The organism is Terrabacter sp. GCM10028922, assembly GCF_042666095.1.
Classification (GTDB): domain Bacteria; phylum Actinomycetota; class Actinomycetes; order Actinomycetales; family Dermatophilaceae; genus Terrabacter.
The window spans coordinates 13,999-34,788 of sequence record NZ_JBHTFG010000036.1; the positions used below are offsets into that span (position 1 = coordinate 13,999).

A 20,790-nucleotide genomic window follows, 5' to 3' on the forward strand; every position below is an offset into this window, starting at 1 on the left:
CGCCGGCGACGGGGTTCAGCTCGGCTGGACGAAGACAGCCACGGTGCGACCCGGCACCGAGAACGCCCCGGTGGACGCGTCGTATGCCGCCTGCTTGACGACGGTGTCGGCGCCGTCGGCCTGGACCGGGCTCAGCCGGACCGGACCGGTCAGGCCGGGCACCTTCTGGGTGACGGCGCTCGGCGTCGCGTTGAACACGACGACGGCCCCGCGCAGCGCCGGGTCGGCGTCGAGGCCCAACGCGTCGTCGATGCGCATGACGATGACGCCCTGCTTCGCCTCGGCCGTGCCGGAGACGGGGAAGGTCACCTTGGCGTTGATGGCGGCGGCGCTGCCGAGACGGAACAGCTTGGTGCCGAAGCGAAGTCGCAGCAGGTCCTGGGCCATCGCGTCGGCGGCGCGAACGTCGGCGGCCGACGGCTTGAGGGCCGGGTTGGCGAGCAACGGCTTCATGAACGGCCACTTGGCGGCGTTCTGCTCCTGTGGGGGCAGACCATGGCCGAAACCGTTGTCGGCACCGGTCCAGTCGAGCCGGTTGAACCAGTCGCCGCTGTCGTAGCTGTCGCGGTTCAGCGACTTGCTGCGGAGCAGGTCGGCACCGGCATGCCAGAACGACGGCGTCTGTGCGAGCGCGGTCGTCGCGAGCGACAGGGTGTTCATGCGCACCCGGTCCGTCATCGTCGTCGCTGCGGGCAGCTTGTACGTCAGCGAGTCGAACAGCGTCTCGTTGTCGTGCGCGTCGACGTACGTGACGACCTCGTCGGGCTGGTCGGCGTAGCCTGCCGGCGAGCCGTTGTAGTCGACCTGGGTGCCGTTGACGAGCTGCCCCGTCTTCTGGCTGCGGAACGTGAACGTCCTGAGGTTGCCGGCGAGCCCGAGCTGCACGAGGTCCGTGTCGCTCGCGAGTCGCGTCACCGCGTCCGCGTTGACCGCGGCCCCGTTGGGGTCGGTGGCCTCTCCGGAGCCGAAGCCCTGCCGGCGCGGGTCCTCGTCGAAGGGACCACCGCCGCGGACGCCGTCACGCAGCCGGTCGGAGAAGGTGCCGATGCCGGTGCCGCCGAGCTGGCCCTGCGTCGCCTGCACGAAGAGCTTGTTGTCGGCCACCTCACCGAAGTTCCAGCCCTCGCCGTAGAGGTAGACGGACCTGCCGTCGACGCCGTCGTTCTCGGGCGTCAGGGCATCGAGCGCCGCGCGCACCGCGAGCATGTTGGCCTTGCTGTGGTGGCCCATGAGGTCGAAGCGGAAGCCGTCGACCTTGTAGTTGCGGGCCCAGGACACGACCGAGTCGACCATGAGCTTCTCGCCCATCGCATGCTCGGTGGCGATGTTCTGGCAGCACGTCGAGGTCTCGACCGCGCCCGTCGCGCCCCGGCGGTGGTAGTAGCCCGGCACGACCTTGTCCAGCACCGACTTGTCGGCCTGGCCCGAGGCCGCGGTGTGGTTGAAGACCTGGTCGAGCACGACCCGCAGGCCGTCCTGGTGCAGGGCCCCGACCATCGTGCGGAACTCCTCCACCCGGGCGCCGCCGTCTGCCGCAGAGGCGCTCGAGGCGTACGAACCGTCCGGGACGCTCCAGTGGTAGGGGTCGTAGCCCCAGTTGAAGGCGTCCTTGGCCGCGACCGCCCCGACGCACTTCTGCTGCTCCTCGCTGTCGGGAGCGTAGGAGGCGAGGTCGCACTGCGGCGTCTGTTGCTTCGCCGGGTCCTCCTCGATCGAGGCGATGTCGAAGCTCGGCAGCAGGTGCACGGTGTTGAGGCCGGCGCCGGCGAGCGCCTTGAGGTGGGCCCGGCCGTCGCCGTCGGCCGCGAACGCCAGGTAGCTGCCACGCACGCCGGCAGGCACCTTGGCATCCGAGGCCGAGTAGTCGCGGATGTGCAGCTCGTAGATCGTCGAGTCGACGTCCTGGGCGAGCTTGGGCGCCGGTGTCGTGCGCCAGACGGACGGCATGTATGCCGGGTCGCGCAGGTCGACGGCCACGGACCGCGTCGAGTTCAGCGTCAGCGCCACGGAGCTCGGGTCGGTCACGAGGTTCGTCTCGACCTTGCCCGTCGACGGCGCGAACACCTTCACCTCGTAGAGGTAGCGGGCGTCTCGTGCCGAGGCGCCGAGCGACGCCGACCACGCACCGTCGTCCGAGCGCGTCATCGCGGTGCGCGTGGCGGTCTCGGCGGGCTGGTCGGGCGTGCCCTCCGGCCAGGTGAGCAGGCTCACCTGCTGGGCGGTCGGGGCCCACAGCGTGAAGCCGACACGGCCACGACCCGGGAAGCTGACGCCGTACGACCGGGTCCGGGCCGACGCGGCATACAGGCTGTCGAGCGCGATCGCCGCCTGGGCACCAGTTGCATCGAGCAGGCTGCCTGTCGAGTCGTACATGGCGACGGCCACCTGCCCCTTGAGGATCTCGGGCAGCAGGCGCGCGGTCTTCCGATCGAGGCGCAGGGCGACCGAGCCCTCGAGCTCGGGGTGGTCCGCGACGAGAGAGGTCGGCAGGCCTGCAGGGTCACGTGTCAGGGTCGCCACTGAGCCGCCGGTGACGGCCTCTGCGTCGAGGCCGAGTCCGCCGTCGGCCGACCAGTGCAGGCGCCACGTCAGGGCGCCCGGTTCGGTGCCGGCGGGAAGGGCGGTTGCCGGCCAGGCCACGAGATCGGGCCCGACGACGTACGCCTTGGCCTTCGTCAGGTCGGGAGCGGCGCCCGCGCGTGACGTCCTGACCGAGATCTCGTGCGTCGCCAAGGTGTAGGAGATCGTCGTGAGGACTCCGTCGGCCGGCACCGAGAAGGACACGTTGGCGCCACCGGGAGCCCCGCCCTGGCCGTAGTTGACGTCCCACGACAGCCCGTGCGTGACCTTGAACTCGTAGCTGCCGGCAGGGATCTGGTCGGTCGTGAACACGTACGTGCCGTCACCGTCGGGGTCCTGCAGCCACGAGCGCATGCAGTCGGGCGACCAGTCGCCGGGGCAGCCGAGCTCGCTCTGGAAGCTGCCGGGCGCCGTGAGGATCGGGCCCTGGGCATCGCTGGTCGCCCAGTGCGTCCGGTGGTCGTAGAAGAAGCTGACCCGCTTGCCGCCTGCGGCGGTGTAGGCGATGTTGCCGCCGCCGCGCGCTCCCCCGACGCCGTAGTTCTCGTCCCAGGACTTGTTGATCGCGACCTTGTACTCGTAGTCGCCGGCGGGGATCGAGTCGGAGGAGCCCTTCCAGATCTCGTCCTTGGGGTCGAGGGCCAGCTGCGCTTGCGCGCAGTCGGGCTGCCAGTCACCCGGGCAGCCCATCTCGGAGTTGTGGTTGCCGGGGACGCTCGCGTTGGCCGGCTGGGTGACCGGGCCGACGCCACCGCCGCCGCCACCACCGGACGTCGTCGGATCACCGACGACGCCGTACGTCGAGGTCGCCGACACGTGGCCGGCCAGGTCCTTGGCCACCATGCGGTACTCCATGAGCGTGCCCTTGGCGAGGCCGGTCACGTCGTGGAAGACCCGGTAGGGCGCGTTGTCGTCGGTGCCGATGGGCGTCCACTTCGTCGTCCCGACCGGGCGCTGGAGGAACGTCACCTCGGCGAACGTGTTGCCGGGCAGGGCCGCGGAGATCTCGGCCCGGCCGCCGACCACGCCGCCCGCACTGGGAGTCACGGGGTAGATGACCGGTGCCGACTTCGACTGGGCCATGGTCGAGCTCGCGCGGTACGCCGCGACCGACAGCGGCGGCACCGTCACCGTGACGCGGCCGTCGGCCGCCGCCCGCAGGTCGGCGGAGGCGCCGAGGAGCGGTACGAGCTTCGAGCCGGCGGAGTACGTCGAGAACGTCGCGGTCTTCGGCGTCGTCGCGTTGTTGGCGACGACGACGTACTCGCGCTGGGCGGCCTTGTCGATGCGGCTGAAGGCGTAGATGCCGGCGGAGTCCGAGGCGTAGCGGTGGATCTGCGCGCCGTCGGCCAGGGCCGGGTGCGCCTGCCGCAGGGCGGCGAGAGCCCTGATGTGCTGGTAGAGCGGCACGTCGGTCGAGTAGTGCGCTCCGGTGCCCTGCAGGTCGGCGCTGCCGATGACGACGTCGTCCTGGTAGATCGGGGTCTGCGAGCCGAACATGTCCTGGCGGGCGCGCTTGTCGTCGAAGCCGCTCGTCGGGCCGGTGAAGCCCTGCTCGTCGCCGTAGTAGACGACCGGGTTGCCGCGGGTCAGGAACATCAGCGAGTTGGCCAGCTCGGCCCGGTCGAGGACGTTCCTGCGTTGGGCGGCGTCGGCGTTGTCGTAGCCGCTGCCGAGCAGCATGGCGCCGACGCGGCCCATGTCGTGGTTGCCGAGGAAGGTCGGCAGCTCATAGGCGTTGGAGTCGGTGTCGGTGTAGTAGTCGTCGCCGCCGAACAGGTCACGGATGCCGGTCGTGGCCTTGCCCTGGGCGAACCCGAGCGCGGCACCCTGGAAGCCGAAGTCGAGCGTCGCCGGGAGCCGGCCCTTGGTGGTGTACTGGCTCTGGAAGGCCGGGCTGCCGTCGAAGACCTCGCCGAACATGAAGAAGTCGTCGTTGCCGACCTCCTCGGCGTGCTTGAGGACTGCGGGTGAGAACGCCTGCCAGAACTCCATGTTGACGTGCTTGACGGTGTCGATGCGGAAGCCGTCGATGCCGAAGTCGACCCACGTCTTGTAGACGTCGGTCATGCCCTGCACGACGTCGGCGCGCTCGGTGAAGAGGTCGTCGAGTCCCACGAAGTCGCCGTAGCTGGACGACTCGCCGGCGAAGGTCGAGTCGCCCCGGTTGTGGTACATCGTCGGGTCGTTGAGCCACTCCGGCACCTTGACGGTCGTGTCGGCCTCGCTGCGGAAGACGGGGGTGTACGGGAACGACGTGTCAGCCGAGAGCGCCGGGAAGCAGTCGGGGTAGGCCTTGGTCGTGCCCGCGCACATCGGCTTGTCGGACACCGTCGCGTCGTCGAAGCTCGTTCCGGCGGCGTCCTCGTAGGGCGCGGTGGTCTTGGAGACGTATGCGTGCTGCCCGCCCTCGTAGTCGACGACGTCGGCCGTGTGGTTCGTGATGATGTCGAAGTAGACCTTCATCCCCTTGCCGTGCGCCGCGTCGATCAGCGACTTCATGTCGGCGTTGGTGCCCAGGTGCGGGTCGATCTGCGTGAAGTCGGTGACCCAGTAGCCGTGGTAGCCGGCGCTCGCGTCGGAGCCGGTGCCCTGCACGGGACGGTTCTTGAACGACGGTGTGAGCCAGATGGCTGTGGTGCCGAGACCCTTGATGTAGTCGAGCTTGCCGGTCAGGCCCTTGAGGTCACCGCCGTGGTAGAAGCCCTCGTTGCTGGGGTCGAAGCCGGTCGCGAGCCGGTCACCGGTGAGGCCACCGCTGTCGTTGGCCGCGTCGCCGTTGGCGAAGCGGTCGGCCATGACGAAGTAGAAGCGCTCCCTGGTCGCGAGCTGACGCAGCGACCCCGTGGCGAGCTCGGGGTCGGCCGCGGTCGCCGGGCCCGGCAGGTCGGTCGGGGCGATGCCGATGGCGTGGGTCGTGTCGTCGTACGTGAAGCGCACCTTCGCTGGCCCGGCGAGCACGAGCGGCACGTTGCCGGTGCCGTTCCCGTAGCTCTCGTCCCACGAGTGGTTGATCGCGACCTTGAGCTCGTAGGAGCCTTTCGGGACGGTGAGCTCGGCGGCATACGTCGTCGTGCCGGCCTGCAGCGCGAGGTCGGTCGCGGTGCAGGTGGGCTGCCAGTCGTCCGCGCAGCCGAGCTCCGACTGCAGCGAGCCGACCAGCGTCGCGGTGCGCGGCTGCTCCGCCCCGGCGGTGGGCGCTCCGGTCAGCGGGACGGCGAGACCGGCGACGACGAGGGCCGAGATGCTGAAAACGGACAGGGCCGGGCGACGGCGCATGCGCACTCCTTTGTGGGCTCGGTCGAGCTGCGCCCGCGTCTGGGCGCGCGACCAACGGAGCGAACCTAGCGGCCCGTTCGGACACCACGCCAGACCTTCACTGCAATTTTTTGCATCAATTCTCAGAAAGTTGCGGGGCTCCGGCGTCGGCGAGGCGGCCCCGGGATCGCGTGGCGAGCAGCCTCACGGCCGAGCCGAAGTCCGACACCCGCATCAGCGCGACGGGACCTTCGGGCACAGCCACCCCGTCATGCCAACCTGGCCCGCCGATGACGACCTCGAGGTCCCAGTCCACGACCTCGAGCCGACGCCAGAACGGCTCGTCCGCCGGGCGAGAGAGCGACGCCCAGAGGAAGAGGGCCCGCGGACGGGACTCGCGCAGCGCCGAGACCAGCGCGTCGGCCGGCACACGCGGACCGAGGAACAGGCTGGCGACTCCGCGGCGCGCGAGCTCCGCCTCGAGCGCGAGGAGCGGCAGGTGGTGCTGCTCGTCGTCCGCACTGGCCAGGATGACCGGCGCCCCGGCGACCCGCAGCCGGTTGGCCCGCATGACCGCACGCAGCTCCGACTGGAGCAGCTCGCTCGTCAGGTGTTCCGACTGCACGCCGAGCTGCCCCTCCTCCCAGAGATCGCCGACCCGGCGCAAGGCGGGCACGAAGACCTCGACCCAGGCGCGGCCGACCTCCCGCCTGCGCAGCACCTGGTGGTAGACCTGCGCCATCGTCCGGGGGTCGAGCGTGCGGGCCGCGCTGACGATCGCCTCGACCAGGTCGCTCACGTCACCCGTGGGTCCCGACCCCTCCGCCAGGCCCGCCAGGTCATCCGTACCGGCGGGGCCGGCGAGGCCGGCGGGGCCGACAGGTCCCCCCGGTCGGCCGCGCTGTCCGCCGACGTCCGGACGGTCGCCGTCGAGACGCTGCGCGATGGACGATGCGTCCATGGCGAGCACGGAGTCGGCGGCGCTCTGCGCCGGGATGCCCTGGGCGGTGAGCCTCGACATGAGCTCGACGCGACGGATGTCGATCTCGGTGTAGCGACGGTGGTTGCCGCTCGTGCGGACGCTCGGGCCCACGCCGTGGCGCCGGTCCCAGGACCGCAGCGTCGGCGCGGCGATGCCGAGGCGCTCGGCGACGGCGCCGACGGGCCACCCGAGCTCGGCCGTTGGCGCCGCATCCTGGTTCATCTCGATGACCACCGCTCACGTCCGGGTCGCCGCATCGGCCTCGGCGGCCCGGGTTCCGCCGGACAGTCTCGACCTCCGCGAGAGCCCGCCAATCCTAAACTTATGCAACCTCTTGTGCAATGCATCAGTTTCTGCATAGGTTCTGCATCAGATCGCCGGCACTTCCGACACACATCACGACCCGTACCAAAGGGAGGACAGCATGATGATCACCCGCCTTCCCCGTCCCGTCTACTCCTCGTACGAGTGGCAGGAGCAGGGTCGCTGCCGGAGCAAGGGCGCCGAGCAGTTCTTCCTCGACGACCAGGACCTCGACCAGCGCGAGCGCCGGGCGCAGACCGAGGCGGCTCGCCGCGTCTGCGCTTCGTGCCCCGTCCGCCAGCAGTGTCTGGAGCACGCCCTACGGGTCCCGGAGACGTTCGGCATCTGGGGCGGCACGACGCCGACCGAACGCGTTCACCTGCTCTGGGACGCCGCCGGCTGAAGCGCCCTCGGGCTCAGCGCACGGCGAGATCGAGCACCTCGGCGCCCGGCAGCTGCGTCAGCACGACGGCGTCGAGCAACAGCTTCGCTCCGCGCACGCCGGCCCCCACGACGACGGAGCCGGCCGCCGCGACGGCCTGGTCGACGAGGACGGGCCAGTCCCCGGGGAGCCCGACCGGTGTGATGCCGCCCTGCTCCATCCCGGTCAGCTCCTCGGCCTTGGCCTGGTCGGCGAACGAGATCTTGCGGGCGCCGAGGTGCCGGCGCACCGCGCGGTTGATGTCGGCCCGGTCGGTCGCGAGCACCATGACGGCGGCGAGGGTCGTCACCTCGCCCCGGCGAGCCTCCACGACGACGCAGTTGGCCGACGCCTCGGGCGCCACGTCGTAGGCCTCACAGAACGCTGCCGTGTCGGCGAGCGCCGCGTCGATCGGGGCCACCCTGGCTCCGGGCACGTGGTCCAGCGCCGCCGCGACGGGCGGGGCGAGCAGGTCGGGCCGCTCGGTGGCGGCCACCCAGGTCAGGTTTCCCTCGGCGCTCGGCATGCCCACACGGTATGCCGTGTCCCCACGCGAGCGCGCAGGTGCCCGTGGGCAGCCGGGCCCGTCGCGCGGGTCAGGCGGTGCCTTCACGCCTTGGACGACACAGCCCTGATCTTCTTCAGGTGCAGGCCACGACAGGGAATGGCAGCCGAGACGAGCGCCTGGCTGTGCGCGTGCTGCGGGTCGGAGAAGAACGTGTGCGTCTCGGCCACTTCCACCACGCGACCCTGGAAGAGAACCGCCACCCGTTGGCACATGTGCCGCACGACGTCCATGTCGTGGGTGATCAGCATGATGGACAACCCGCGCTCGTGGTGGAGGCGTCGCAGCAGGTTGAGGATGGTTCGCTGCGTCAGGGCGTCCAGGGCCGACGTCGCTTCGTCGCAGATCAGGACGTGCGGTTCCATCAGCAGGGCACGGGCAATCGTGACCCGCTGCAGCTGGCCACCGGAACAGTGGTCCGGACGCCTGTCCAGCATCGCGGGATCCAGCTCGACCTCCATCATGGCGTCGTCGAGCCGCTGGGACCGTTCTGTCGGGGAAAGGCCTCTGCCGCGGAGCGGCGCCTCCAGGCTGGTGCGCAGCGTCATGCGCGGGTCGAAGGAGTCGTGCGGCTCCTGGAACACCAGCTGGACGGCGGTCGCCGGCGCGGCGGCCGCACCGTCGGCTGTTTCCAGCGTCCGGGTGATGCTCCCGCCACTGATCCCTTCCAGGCCGACGATCGCGCGGGCAAGCGTGCTCTTCCCGGAACCGGACTGGCCCAGGACGCCCAGGATCTCCCCGTGCTTCACGTCGAGTGAGACGGAGTCCAGCGCCGGGCGACCCCGACGCCTTCTCGACCCGAACTGCTTGACGACACCGTTGAGGGTGAGGGCGTTCCGCTGCCGCGGCGCGGTGTCCGGGTTGCTCGGGGGCAGCAGGATCGAGGCGTCGAGCAGCTGCTGCGTGTAGGCGGTCCTTGGACTGCCCAGGATCTCCTGCGTCGTGCCGGACTCGACGATCCTTCCCGCTTCCATGACCAGCACCCGGTCCGCGAAGGCAGCGAGGGAGGCAAGGTTGTGGGTGATGTAGAGAATGCCCAGCCCGCGCTGGCTCCGTTCGCGGTCCAGCAGCTCGAGGATCTGGCTCTCCAGGACCTTGTCCAGCGCGGACGTCGGCTCGTCGGCGAGCAGCATCTCCGGTTGGCCGGCCAGGGCCATCGCGGTCATGGCCCGTTGAGCCATGCCGCCGGACAGCTGGTGCGGGTAGGCCCGTGCCCCCCACTGGGGGTCCTCGAAGCCCACCTCGGCCAGCAGCTGGAGCAGCTTGGCCTCCGCCGGCCTGCCCCGTAGGCCGGCGTGGAGTCTCAGCGGTTCCCTCAGGTGCTGGCGGATGGTCCTGTTCGGGTTGAACATCTTCTTCGGCTGCTGGAACAGCATCCCGAGGCGGCCGCCGCGGATGCTGTTCAGCACGGGTTCCGGGGCACCGACGAGCTCCTGGGAACCCAGCCGGATGGACCCTGAGTGAATCTGCATCTGCTTCGGCAACAGCTGGAGCACGGACATGGCCGTCATGGTCTTTCCCGAGCCCGAACCTCCCACGAGGGCCACGAACTCCCCGGGCGCCACCGACAGGCTGACGCCTGCCAGGACGGGCTGCGACGTGAACGTGCTGTGGACGAACAGGTCGTCGACGACGAGCTCAGGCACCTCGACCCTCCCCCACCAGGGCCGGTAGGGGTTCCGCAGCCGAGCGGGATGCCCGCTGACCGATCAGCGTGACGCACAGTGCCACGAGGAAGATCGCGAGTCCCGGGGCGACCATCCCCCAAGGCGCCCTCTCCACGTAGGGCTGGGCTGCTGCCAGCATGGATCCCCAGTCCGACTGTGGCGGCTGGACGCCGAGACCCAGGTAGGACAGTGCGCCGACGCTGATCAGCATCTGCCCGAACCGCAGTGTGGCCTGCCCCAGCAGGGGCGCCGCCAGGTGCGGCAGGAGGTGGCGGAAGACGATGAACGTCGGCGAGCAACCCACCACGCGCGCCGCTTCGACGAACCCGCGCGCCGACAGGTCGTACGCGAGCGTACGGGCGAGTCTGGCGAACGGCGTCCACCCGGTCAACGTGAGGGCCACCAGCAGCGATGTGAAGTCGGTCCCCATCGCGGCAACGACGAAGAGCGCCACGACCATCTCGGGCAGGGCGAGCAGAACGTCGTTGGTGCGCGTGAAGAACTCGTCCAACCACCCCTTGCGACGGGCACTGACCACCCCGACCGCCAGGCCGAAGACCCCGGTCAGCAGGGTCGCCAGCGCCGCCACCGCCAGGGAGAAGCGGCCGCCGTCGAGCAGGCGGCTCAGCGTGTCCCGCCCCAGGTGGTCGGTCCCCAGCCAGTGGGCGGCGCTCGGCTGCGACAGTCGCGCCGCGAGGTTCTGGCCGTCCGGTGGGAACGGCGCCAGCACAGGGGCTGCGGCCACGGCGACAACCGTCAGGGCCAGGATGACGACGGCGGCCCTGTCGAACGTTGACGGGCTACGCAAGAGTGCCACCCACCTTGGGGCTGAGGATCCGGTGGACGGAGTCGGCGAGGCTGGTGATGGCTACGGCGAGGGCCACGACCACGACCACACCGCCCTGCGCCAGGGGGATGTCGCTGTTGACCACCGCGTCGTACAGGAGCCGTCCCATGCCCGGAACGGCAAAGATCACCTCGACGATCACGGAGCCTCCGAGGAGCCCGGCGAACCAGACAGCGACGAGAGTCGACAACGGGACCAGACCGTTGGGGACAACGTGCCTCACGAGGGTCTGCCTCCGGCTGAGCCCGCGGGCCCGTGCTGCGGGCACGTGCTCGGCCTCGAGCGCGTCGATCATGCCCGAACGGACGGCCGAGGTGAAGAAGCTGATCGGCCGGAGGGCGAGCGTCACCGCCGGCAGCACGATGGAGGACGCCGTGTCCCACCCGGCTGACGGCAGCACCGACAGCTTCAGGGCGAAGACCACGACCAGCAGAGGTGCCAGCCAGTACTCCGGCATGGCGATGAAGGACTGGGTGACCGTGGTGATCAGCGTGTCGGTCCGTCCGCCCTGCCGCAGGGCGGCCAGGACGCCCAGGGGCAGCGACACGAGCGCAGCCGTGGCCAGGGCCACGGTCACGAGGCTCAGGGTGATGGCGAGGGCAGGCATCACCTGGTCGACGACGGGCGTACGGCTGACGTGTGAGAGCCCCATGTCTCCGGTGCACAGATCCGAGAGCCACCGCAGGTACTGCACCGGAAGCGGGTCGTGCAGCCCGAGGCTCTGGGCATACGCCCGGACGGTGGACTCGTCCACGACGTCGCCTGCAACCCGCGACCGGATGATCTTCCGGACGGGATCTCCCGGGGTCACGTAGGGAATCAGGAAGACCGCGAAGGACGACAGCAGGACGGCGGCCACGAGGGTCGCCGCCCGCTTCGCAAGGAAACTGATCATGCGGAGAGTGGTTCGTGGGTCTCAGCTCGGTGCTAGGAGCCGGACTTCGCTGTCTGCGCGGTCAGGACGTAACGCGACAACGGGTCCTGGAGGTAGGACAGGACGTTGCTGCGGACGGCATCGGTCGCCTGCTCGTTGACCAGCCAGAGGTTGACCGCCTGCGAATCGAGGATCTCGCCGGCCCGGGTGTACAGCCCGTACCGCTCTTCGGTGCCGGACGTCTGGGCGGCCTTGGCGAGGATGGCGTCGTACTCCTTGTTGCAGAAGTGGCTGAGGTTGTAGGTCCCCTTGCAGGTGTAGTCGGCAGTCAGGAAGCCGATCGGGTCGGCGATGTCGATGAGCCGGTTGCGCTGGCTGAGGATCATGTCGTAGTTGCCGGCCAGCACGTCCGGTTCGGCCGAGGCGTACTCCTTGGCCTTGATGGTGACGGGAACGCCGATGCTCTTCAGGTTGGCCTGGATCACGGTCGCGACGTCGGCGAACTCTGCCCGCTCGACGATGGCGATGATCTCCAGCGGCCTGTCGGGCGTGTATGCGGCAGCGGCGAGAAGCTTCTTTGCCGCGGCGACGTCCTGCTGCGGGGAGCCGGCCTTGTCGGACGCCCACTGCTCGGACGGGGCGAACGGCCCCGCTGCCGGCAACGCCGCACCCTCGTACACGCCGGCGGCCAGGGCCTTCACGTCCAGCGCCGACCGAAGGGCCTTGCGGAAGTCCACGTCGTCGAAGGGAGCGCGGCCGTTGTTCAGGTACAGCGTGGCGGTACGCGGAGAGTCAGCCTTGAGCACGGTGACCCCGGGGGCGTTCTGGAGCGAGGACAACGCAGAGGCTGGGATCGACAGGGAGATGTCCGCCTCGCCCGTCTGGACCTGGGCGGCGCGGGTGGCGCCGTTGGTGATGAAGCGGACCTCGGCTCCGGCGAGCTGGACGTCACCGCCCCAGTAGTTCTCGTTGCGGTCCAGCGTCAGCGACTGCTTCGCCTTCTCCGAGACGGGCACGAACGGCCCGGTGCAGTGGCCGAACGGGTCGATCGTGGCGCCCTGGTAGGCAGCCGGCGCGAGGATGCCCGTGTTGACGCTCGCGAGACGGAAGGGAACCAGCGGGTCCTCCACGGGAGTGGTGACGCGGACGGTCTTGGCGTCAGCAGCCTGGACGGCACTGACGACGCTCGGGCTGAACGCCCTGGCCGGCACCGTGCTCTCGAGCACGGAGCTGAGGGCATCCGCCACGGCTTCCGCGGTGAGGGGGCTGCCGTCCTGGAACGTCACGCCCTCGCGGATGGTGAAGTCCCACCGAAGCGGTGAGACCTGCTTCCACTCGGTTGCCAGGAACGGGACGACCTTGCCCCGGGCCTGGTCGTACTTGGTCAGCGTCTCGAGGCAACCGGACAGCGACAGGATGTAGGCCGCGTCGGACTCCAGCGCCCAGCCGGCTACAGGAGCGCGGAAGTTGTCGACGACGATGCGCTGTCCACGGTCTGCCACCGTGCTCGTGGCGCCGGTCTGGCCCCCGCTCAGACCGCACCCGGTGAGGGTGAGGAGGGCCGCAAGCCCCATTGCGGCTCTGGACCGGCTGGGAGTACGCAAGGGTGACCGCCTGCTGTGATGGCCCCGACACGAGGGCTTGGGTAGGTAACGACTTCTTAGGATAGCCTTACCTACGCTGCCCCCTGCAGCCGGTCCCGTGCTGGGTTCTGGTGCGGGTCAGCGGGTCGCGAACGCGGCGACGACCGTGGCAGCCGGCACCGCTCGCGCGGACTGCCACCCCGTGCCGGCCCAGAGGGCGAGCAGGTCGGGCCGTTCGGCGCGAGCCGCGGCCCGCCGCAACGGCACGGTCAGGTGGTGGACCTCCGGGTAGGCCGCCGGCGCATGCGCGTCGTGCCGCCTGAGGAACTCCGTCTCGAGCCCACGGGCAAGGCGTCCCGAGTAGGCGCGGGTCACTGCTGTGTCCGTGAAGGCCGGGTCGCCGAGCGCGCGTCGGTACGCAAGGCCCGTGCCTGCCTCGGGTGTGAGCAGCAGGGCCGTACCGATCTGCACGGCGTCGGCGCCGGCGGCGCGGACGGCAGCGGCGCGCTCGGCGTCGGCGACACCGCCCGCCGCGACGACCGGGACGTCGGTCTCGGCGCGTACCGCGGCCACGAGGTCGACGAGGTCGACATCGGAGGGCTGCTTGGCCGCGTCGAGGGTGCCGCGGTGGCCTCCCCCGTCGGGCCCCTGGACGCACAGACCGTCGACGCCCGCGTCCAGCGCTGCCCGGGCCTCCTCGAGGTCGGTCACGGTCGCCACCGTGGCCGTGCCCGACCGGCGCAGCTCGCCGAGGACCGCCGGCCCGGGGAGGCCGAAGGTGAACGACACGACCGGGACGTGTTCGCGCACGACGAGGTCGACCTTGCGTTCCCAGTCGTCGTCGTCACCGGGACGGGGCTCGCCGGGTTCGACGCCGAGCGCCTGCGCGTCGACGGTCAGGGCGTCGCGATAGGCCGCCACGGCGACCGCACGGTCCTGGCCGGTGAGCGCCCCCGGCCCCGCGGCATAGGTGTTGGCCGTCTCGGGCACGAAGAGGTTGACGCCGAAGGGTCGCGACGTGGCGTCCCAGACCTCGGCGATCGCCGCAGCCAGCTGGCCCGCGGTGAGGTACCCCGCCGCGAGGAAGCCGAGCCCGCCCGCGTCGCCGACGGCCGCCACGAGCTCGGGCGTGGTCGGTCCGCCCGCCATCGGCGCACCGACGACTCCTGTCTCCAGCTCGCGCAGCAGCATGCCTCGACGCTACTCCGTGCCCCCGCCGACGGTGGGAGGACGTCGGGAGGCCGCCTCCGCCGCCGTCAGCGCGGACGGACGACTCGGCCCTCGTCCCACACCGGCTCGGTCGACTCGTAGACCCGCCCGTCCGCGCCGAAGACGAGGAAGCGGTCGAACCCGCGTGCGAACCACCGGTCGTGCGTCACGGCCACCACCGTGCCCTCGAAGCGGTCGAGCCCCTCCTCGAGCGCCTCGGCCGACTGGAGGTCGAGGTTGTCGGTCGGCTCGTCGAGCAGCAGCATCGTCGCGCCCGACAGCTCGAGCAGCAGGATCTGGAAGCGGGCCTGCTGCCCACCCGACAGCGACTCGAAGCGTTGCTCGCCCGACCGCGCGAGCTCGTAGCGGTCAAGCGCACGCGCCGCCTCCTCACGGGGCTTGCCGGCCCGGTGCTCGTCGCCGCGGTGCAGGATCTCGAGCAGCGTGCGACCGACGAGCGACGGGTGTTCGTGCGTCTGCGCGAACCACCCGGGCCGCACGCGCGAGCCGAGCCGCACGACGCCGCTGTGCTCAACGTGCACGGGCTGCACGTCACCTACGGGCTGGTGCTCGCGCTCCGGGTCTGTCCCGCCGCACGCCAGCAGTCGCAGGAAGTGTGACTTGCCGGAGCCGTTGCTGCCGAGGATCGCGACGCGCTCGCCGTACCAGACCTCGAGGTCGAACGGCTTCATCAGGCCGGTCAGCTCGAGGCCCGTCGCGACGATGGCGCGTTTGGCCGTGCGGCCCCCCGAGAGGCGCATCGTCACCTTCTGGAGCATCGGCGTCTCCTCCGGCGGCCCGGCCTGCTCGAACTTGGCGAGGCGCGTCTGGGCGGCCTGGTAGCGCGACGCCATGCCGTCGTTGTACTTGGCCTTGACCTTGAGCGTCTGCACGAGCGTCTTGAGCTTGACGTGCTCCTCGTCCCAGCGCCGGCGCAGCTCCTCGAGGCGCGCATTGCGGTCGGCCCGCGCCGCGGCATACGTCGAGAAGCGCCCCGGGTGCACCCAGAGGGTGGCACCGGCGGCACCGGGCTCGAGCGTGGCGATGCGGGTCGCGACGCGCTCGAGCAGCTCGCGGTCGTGGCTGATGAAGAGGACGGTCTTCGGCGACTCCACCAGCGCCTGCTCGAGCCAGCGCTTCGTCGGCACGTCGAGGTAGTTGTCCGGCTCGTCGAGCAGCAGCACCTCCTCCGGCCCGCGCAGCAACGCCTCGAGGACGAGCCGCTTCTGCTCACCGCCGGAGAGCGTCGTGACCTTGCGCCACTGCGCCTTCTCGTACGCGATGCCGAGCGCCGCGACGGTGCACTGGTCCCACACCGTCTCCTGCTCGTAGCCGCCTGCCTCGCCCCACTCGACGAGAGCGTGGGCGTACGCCATCTGGTCGGCCTCGGAGTCGCGCTCCATCATGAGCAGCTCGGTGCGGTCGACCTCCTCCGCGGCAGACCGGATGCGCTCGGGCGCCACCGAGACGAGCAGGTCACGCACCGTCGTGTCGTCGCGCACCTTGCCGATGAACTGGCGCATGACGCCGAGCCCACCCGAGCGCGTGACTGCCCCCTCGTGAGCCGCGAGGTCACCGGCGATGATGCGCGTCAGCGTGGTCTTGCCCGTGCCGTTGGGCCCGATGAGCGCCACCTTGGCACCCTCCCCCACCCGCACCGACACGCCGCCCAGCAGCGGCCTGCCGTCGGGCAGGCTGAAGGAGACGGAGTTGACGTCGACATGGCCCACGAGGGTCAAGCCTGACGTATGCCGGTCGCTGCGTCACGCGGATAAGCGACGGTGCCCTCGCCTTTCCGCGCGGGCAAGGGTCAAGCCCCCTCAGCCCCAGGACCACGAGTCGAGGACGGCACGGAAGACGTCGAGCGACTCGGGGTGCGCCGGGTCGTACGTGAGGCGGATCGCGAAGACCTTCTCGGTGTACGCGACGACGTAGTAGACGTGACGCACGTCCTCGGCCTGGTCGACGACGATGCCCATCGCCTCGTACCCTGCGACGTCGCGCTCGGGCGCAGCCATCGGCGTCAGGCCCTTGCCCTCGAAGCCCTTGCGCAGGCCGTCGACGACCTCGACCAGGCTGTGCGAGCCGACCTCGATCGGGCGCTCGACGGCGATGAAGGCCGGCACCTCGTCGTCGTCCGGCTTGATGAGCGTGTCGGGCGGTGGGTCGAGGTCACGGTCGGCGCGGCTCCAGCCGACCGGCGCCAGGTAGCTGTAGTCGGCGCCGCGCACGCGGTCCGCGCTCAAGGCGACCTGCGTCGTCGGCGCCGGGAGCTGCTGGATGCGGTGACCCGCGCTGTCGGTCGTGGGAGGTGCCGAGGTCGACAGGTGCACGACGCCCGTGTCGGTCGGCGTGGGGACGCTGGCCGCCGGGTCGCCGGAGCACCCGGCCAGCCCCGCGGCGACCAGGGCGAGCGCCGGGAGAAGCGCCACCACCGATGTCGTCACGCGCACCGGCATACGGCTACGTCCACGTCCAGGTCGACAGGAGCTCGTCGAGCTCTGCCATGGCGTGGCTCGAGTCGCTCTGCGACGAGCTGAGGGTGAGCAGGTAGACCTTTCCAGCACGCTGCACGGCGTAGGACCGGGCCAGGACCTTGAGGCCCTGCTGCTCATACGTCGTCGTGAAGCCCATGGCCGGAACGCCGGCGACCGTCTTGCCGGGTGCGTCCGAGACGGTGCGCCCGGCGGCGCCCATCTGCTCCTTGCCCTTGGCGAGCTCGTCCTCCAGGAGCGACTGGTCGCCGTCGGTGGAGATGACGACGAGGTTGTTGGCAAAGCTGTCGGTCTTCTTCGACGAGAGCAGCACGAGATCGACGTTGGCGACGCCCTTGGCCTGGTCCGTCGCCTCGACCCACCCCTCCGGGGGCACGACCGCGAAGGCGCCGGAACGGCCCTGGACCTCGTCGCCGGCTGCCGTGGTCGTCGACGCGGAGGCCCCCGGTGTCGTCGCCGACACGCTCGACGGGCTCGAGGCCGCGCCCGTCGGCGAGCCCTGCGAGCCCTGGGAACAGCCCGTCAGAACGAGCGCACAGGTCAGGACACCGACCGAGACGGCACGGCTCGGGCGCGAAATCATGCGCTCGATCCAACCACAGGTCGTGATCGGGCGCCGGTCCGGTCTGGCGCCCGAGACATCCTCAGGAGTGCTCGCGCCGGGCTCGCGTGGCGAGGGCCCTGTCCGCGAGGTCGGCCTCGGCCGGGTACACGACCTCCTCCAGGCTCAGGCCGTGGGCGGGCATGACATGGATCTCCGAGGCCCGCACCGCCCGTGCCTGCAGGTCCCGCGGCCACTCCGGCCGCCGGCGCCCTTCCCCCACGGGCACGACGGCGCCGACGAGCGAGCGCACCATGGAGTGGCAGAACGCGTCGGCCCGGACCGTGGAGACGAGCACACCGTCAGGCAGGCGTCGCCACGAGTAGTCGAGCAACGTGCGGATCGTCGTCGCGCCCTCGCGCTGCTTGCAGAACGCCGCGAAGTCGCGCAGCCCCACGAGCGCCTGCGACGCCTCGTCCATGGCATGGACGTCGAGCGACTTTCGCCACCAGACGGTGTCGTTGCGCCGCAGCGGATCCCGCTCCGCGCCGGGATCGGCGATGCGGTAGAGGTACCGGCGTTCGAGAGCCGAGAACCGGGCGTCGAAGCCATCCGGCGCCGGCTCGGCGCGACTCACGACGACATCGCTCGGCAACACTCCGGCGAGCCGGCTCACGAGCGCCTCCCCCGGCTCCCGGTCGGAGCGCCCCGGGAGGGCGTCCCATGCGGCACGGTCCACGTCGAGGTGCGCGACCTGCCCGCGTGCGTGCACGCCCGCGTCGGTACGCCCGGCGACCGTGAGCTGCACGGGCTGGGGCGCGCGCAGCACGGTGGCGAGCGCCGCGGACAGCTCGCCCTGCACGGTGCGCAGACCCGGCTGGGTCGCCCAGCCGGAGAAGGCCGTCCCGTCGTACGCGAGGTCGAGGCGCACGCGCAGCGTGGACCCGCTCGACTCGCTCATGGCGTCCGAGCCTAACCGCCCCCCCCCCCGGGACCCGTATCAGCCGGCCGTCAACCCGCTCGGACCCGTGCACGTCTTATCGGTGAGTGCCGAGCACGGTGCCGGTCTCGCAGAAAGGGAACCCCCATGAACACCATCACACGCCGGGCCGCCGTCGCATTCGTCGCGGCCGCGCTCGCCGCCCCTGCCGCCGTCGCCTCAACCAGCGGGGCCGCGTCCGCCGCACCGTACTGCGGCATCACCTGGGGCTCCACGGCCAAGGCCACGAGCCCCGGCCTGCTGTGGACCGGCAAGGTCACCGGTGTCCGCGCCGGGCAGCACACGTGCTTCGACCGGCTCGTCTTCGACGTCGACCCCGGCCGGGGCACGCTCGGCTACAGCGTGCGCTACGTCAGTGCCGTGACCTCCCCCGGCAGCGGCATGCCCGTCGCCGTCAGCGGTGGGGCGAAGATCCAGATCACGGTCAACGCGCCGTCGACGCTCGGCATGAGCACGAGGACCTTCTCCGGCTGGCGCACGTTCCGGCAGCTGAAGAACATCGGCAGCTTCGAGGGTTACACCGACTACGGCCTCGGCGTCCGGGCCCGCCTGCCCATGCGGGCGTTCGTGCTCGCCGACGCGGACGGGGGACGCCGCCTCGTCGTCGACGTCGCGCACCAGTGGTGACCTGCCGGGCCGCCTCGCACGACCTCACTCCCCACTGAGCCGACACACGAGTGGCCACGCCCGGCGTACGGGCGTGGCCACTCTCGTGTCACTGCAGCGCGTGCAGCCTCATGCAGCAGGACTCAGGAGCCGGAGTCGGCCTTCTCGGAGCCGGCGGCCTCCGTGGCCTCCGCCTCGGTGGCCTCGACCTCGGTGGCCTCGACCTCGGCTGCCGCCTCGGTGACGGTCGGCTCCTCGGCCTTCTCGGCGTCCTCGGCGGCCTTCGTCTCGGCTGCGGCCTGCTTCGCCTCGCTCTGCTTGGCAGCGCGCTTCGTGGCGGCCTCGGCCTCCTTGACCGTCGCCTTCTTGGCCGACAGCGGCTCGCGGACGAGCTCGATGACGACCATGGGGGCGTTGTCACCCTTGCGGGCACCGATCTTCGTGATGCGGGTGTAGCCACCCTCGCGAGCCGCCATGTCGGGGGCGATCTCGGCGAAGAGGCGGTGCACGACGCCCTTGTCGCGCACGACCGTGAGGACGCGACGACGGGCGTGCAGGTCACCGCGCTTGGCGAACGTGATGAGACGCTCGGCGAGCGGGCGCAGACGCTTGGCCTTGGCCTCGGTCGTCGTGATCTTGTCGTGCTCGAAGAGCGACGTCGCGAGGTTGGCCAGGATCAGCCGCTCATGGGCGGGGCCGCCACCGACGCGGGGACCCTTGGTGGGGGTGGGCATTTCGTTTTCTCCTAGAAGTCTGACCAGGCCGTCTCGAGCGGTGCGCCGAGGGCTAGGTCACGAGGCGGTTGGTCAGAGACGCTCGTCCTCGACGAACGACTGGTCGTCGTCGTCGTTGTAGTCGTCCTCGCCGTAACCGTCGACGAGGGCCGAGGGGTCGAACCCGGGCGGGCTGTCCTTGAGGGCCAGACCCATGCCGACGAGCTTGGCCTTGACCTCGTCGATCGACTTCGCACCGAAGTTGCGGATGTCGAGGAGGTCGGCCTCGCTGCGGCCCACGAGCTCACCCACGGTGTGGATGCCCTCGCGCTTGAGGCAGTTGTAGGAACGAACCGTCAGGTCGAGGTCCTCGATCGGCAGCGCGAGGTCCGCGGCGAGCGCGGCGTCCGTCGGCGACGGGCCCATGTCGATGCCCTCGGCCTCGACGTTGAGCTCGCGGGCCAGGCCGAAGAGCTCGACCAGCGTCTTGCCGGCCGAGGCCATGGCGTCGCGCGGGGTCATCGAGTTCTTCGTCTCGACGTCGACGATGAGCTTGTCGAAGTCGGTGCGCTGCTCGACTCGGGTCGCCTCGACCTTGTAGGTCACGGTGAGCACCGGGCTGTAGATCGAGTCGACCGGGATGCGGCCGATCTCCTGGTCACCGGACTTGTTCTGCTGGGCCGAGACGTAGCCGCGGCCACGCTCGACGGTCAGCTCCATCTCGAGCTTGCCCTTGTCGTTGAGCGTCGCGATGTGCAGGTCGGGGTTGTGCACCTCGACACCAGCCGGCGGCGTGATGTCGGCGGCGGTGACCGCACCCGGGCCCTGCTTGCGCAGGTACATGACGACCGGCTCGTCGTGCTCCGAGGAGACGACGAGGCCCTTGATGTTGAGGATCATCTCGGTGACGTCCTCCTTCACGCCCGGAACGGTCGTGAACTCGTGGAGCACGCCGTCGATGCGGATGGAGGTGACCGCCGCGCCCGGGATGCTCGAGAGCAGGGTGCGGCGAAGGGAGTTGCCGAGCGTGTAGCCGAAGCCGGGCTCGAGCGGCTCGATGGCGAAGCGGCTGCGGTTGTCGACCACGACCTCTTCGGAGAGCACGGGACGCTGTGCGATGAGCACTGTTCAGTTCCTTCCCACGGG

16 protein-coding genes are annotated in these 20,790 nt (G+C 70.6%); 2 read left to right on the forward strand and 14 right to left on the reverse strand.

Annotation, left to right across the window (positions count from 1 at the left end; all coding sequences use genetic code 11):
• Positions 1–15: 15 nt before the first annotated feature.
• On the reverse strand, positions 16–5,859 hold the full coding sequence (gene pulA / locus ACFQU3_RS22645; protein ID WP_385914041.1) for a pullulanase-type alpha-1,6-glucosidase: 5,844 nt from the start codon (positions 5,857–5,859) through the stop codon (positions 16–18).
• A 115-nt stretch (positions 5,860–5,974) separates the two neighbouring features.
• Positions 5,975–7,042: a MerR family transcriptional regulator gene (locus ACFQU3_RS22650; RefSeq protein ID WP_385914043.1), complete on the reverse strand. Its 1,068-nt coding sequence runs from the start codon at positions 7,040–7,042 to the stop codon at positions 5,975–5,977.
• Between the two features lie 202 nt (positions 7,043–7,244).
• On the opposite strand from ACFQU3_RS22650, the gene ACFQU3_RS22655 reads away from it, so the two are divergent.
• Positions 7,245–7,526, forward strand: a complete 282-nt coding sequence (locus tag ACFQU3_RS22655; RefSeq protein WP_385914045.1) for a WhiB family transcriptional regulator — start codon at positions 7,245–7,247, stop codon at positions 7,524–7,526.
• A 13-nt stretch (positions 7,527–7,539) separates the two neighbouring features.
• Here ACFQU3_RS22655 and ACFQU3_RS22660 read toward each other — a convergent pair whose 3' ends face one another.
• The 10 genes from ACFQU3_RS22660 to truA form a co-directional block, all read right to left on the reverse strand.
• Positions 7,540–8,070 (reverse strand): YbaK/EbsC family protein, encoded by a 531-nt coding sequence (locus tag ACFQU3_RS22660; protein WP_385914047.1) that lies wholly within the window; start codon positions 8,068–8,070, stop codon positions 7,540–7,542.
• An 83-nt stretch (positions 8,071–8,153) separates the two neighbouring features.
• A complete protein-coding gene (locus tag ACFQU3_RS22665) occupies positions 8,154–9,755 on the reverse strand; it encodes an ATP-binding cassette domain-containing protein (RefSeq protein WP_385914049.1) in 1,602 nt (533 codons plus the stop codon).
• Complete coding sequence (locus tag ACFQU3_RS22670) at positions 9,748–10,593, reverse strand: ABC transporter permease (protein ID WP_385914051.1); 846 nt, start codon at positions 10,591–10,593, stop codon at positions 9,748–9,750. Before ACFQU3_RS22670 ends, ACFQU3_RS22665 begins: the two co-directional genes overlap by 8 nt.
• A complete protein-coding gene (locus ACFQU3_RS22675; protein ID WP_385914053.1) occupies positions 10,577–11,518 on the reverse strand; it encodes an ABC transporter permease in 942 nt (313 codons plus the stop codon). Before ACFQU3_RS22675 ends, ACFQU3_RS22670 begins: the two co-directional genes overlap by 17 nt.
• A 32-nt stretch (positions 11,519–11,550) precedes the next feature.
• Positions 11,551–13,071 (reverse strand): ABC transporter substrate-binding protein, encoded by a 1,521-nt coding sequence (locus ACFQU3_RS22680; protein ID WP_385914055.1) that lies wholly within the window; start codon positions 13,069–13,071, stop codon positions 11,551–11,553.
• Positions 13,072–13,218: 147 nt separating this feature from the next.
• On the reverse strand, positions 13,219–14,271 hold the full coding sequence (locus ACFQU3_RS22685; RefSeq protein ID WP_385914057.1) for a nitronate monooxygenase: 1,053 nt from the start codon (positions 14,269–14,271) through the stop codon (positions 13,219–13,221).
• 65 nt (positions 14,272–14,336) lie between these two features.
• Complete coding sequence (locus tag ACFQU3_RS22690; RefSeq protein ID WP_385914059.1) at positions 14,337–16,019, reverse strand: ABC-F family ATP-binding cassette domain-containing protein; 1,683 nt, start codon at positions 16,017–16,019, stop codon at positions 14,337–14,339.
• Between the two features lie 90 nt (positions 16,020–16,109).
• Positions 16,110–16,736 (reverse strand): hypothetical protein, encoded by a 627-nt coding sequence (locus ACFQU3_RS22695; RefSeq protein WP_385914061.1) that lies wholly within the window; start codon positions 16,734–16,736, stop codon positions 16,110–16,112.
• Positions 16,737–16,752: 16 nt separating this feature from the next.
• Positions 16,753–17,367 (reverse strand): hypothetical protein, encoded by a 615-nt coding sequence (locus ACFQU3_RS22700; RefSeq protein WP_385914062.1) that lies wholly within the window; start codon positions 17,365–17,367, stop codon positions 16,753–16,755.
• A gap of 61 nt (positions 17,368–17,428) precedes the next feature.
• Positions 17,429–18,286 carry a tRNA pseudouridine(38-40) synthase TruA gene (gene truA / locus ACFQU3_RS22705; RefSeq protein WP_385914064.1) on the reverse strand — a complete coding sequence of 286 codons (858 nt, stop codon included), beginning with the start codon at positions 18,284–18,286 and terminating at the stop codon, positions 17,429–17,431.
• A gap of 126 nt (positions 18,287–18,412) precedes the next feature.
• Here truA and ACFQU3_RS22710 point away from each other — a divergent pair, with 126 nt between their 5' ends.
• Positions 18,413–18,952: a hypothetical protein gene (locus ACFQU3_RS22710; protein WP_385914066.1), complete on the forward strand. Its 540-nt coding sequence runs from the start codon at positions 18,413–18,415 to the stop codon at positions 18,950–18,952.
• A gap of 122 nt (positions 18,953–19,074) precedes the next feature.
• On the opposite strand, the gene rplQ is transcribed toward ACFQU3_RS22710, so the two are convergent.
• Positions 19,075–19,665 carry a 50S ribosomal protein L17 gene (gene rplQ, locus ACFQU3_RS22715; RefSeq protein ID WP_385914068.1) on the reverse strand — a complete coding sequence of 197 codons (591 nt, stop codon included), beginning with the start codon at positions 19,663–19,665 and terminating at the stop codon, positions 19,075–19,077.
• A 72-nt stretch (positions 19,666–19,737) separates the two neighbouring features.
• Positions 19,738–20,769 (reverse strand): DNA-directed RNA polymerase subunit alpha, encoded by a 1,032-nt coding sequence (locus ACFQU3_RS22720; RefSeq protein ID WP_188032294.1) that lies wholly within the window; start codon positions 20,767–20,769, stop codon positions 19,738–19,740.
• Between the last annotated feature and the right edge of the window lie 21 nt (positions 20,770–20,790).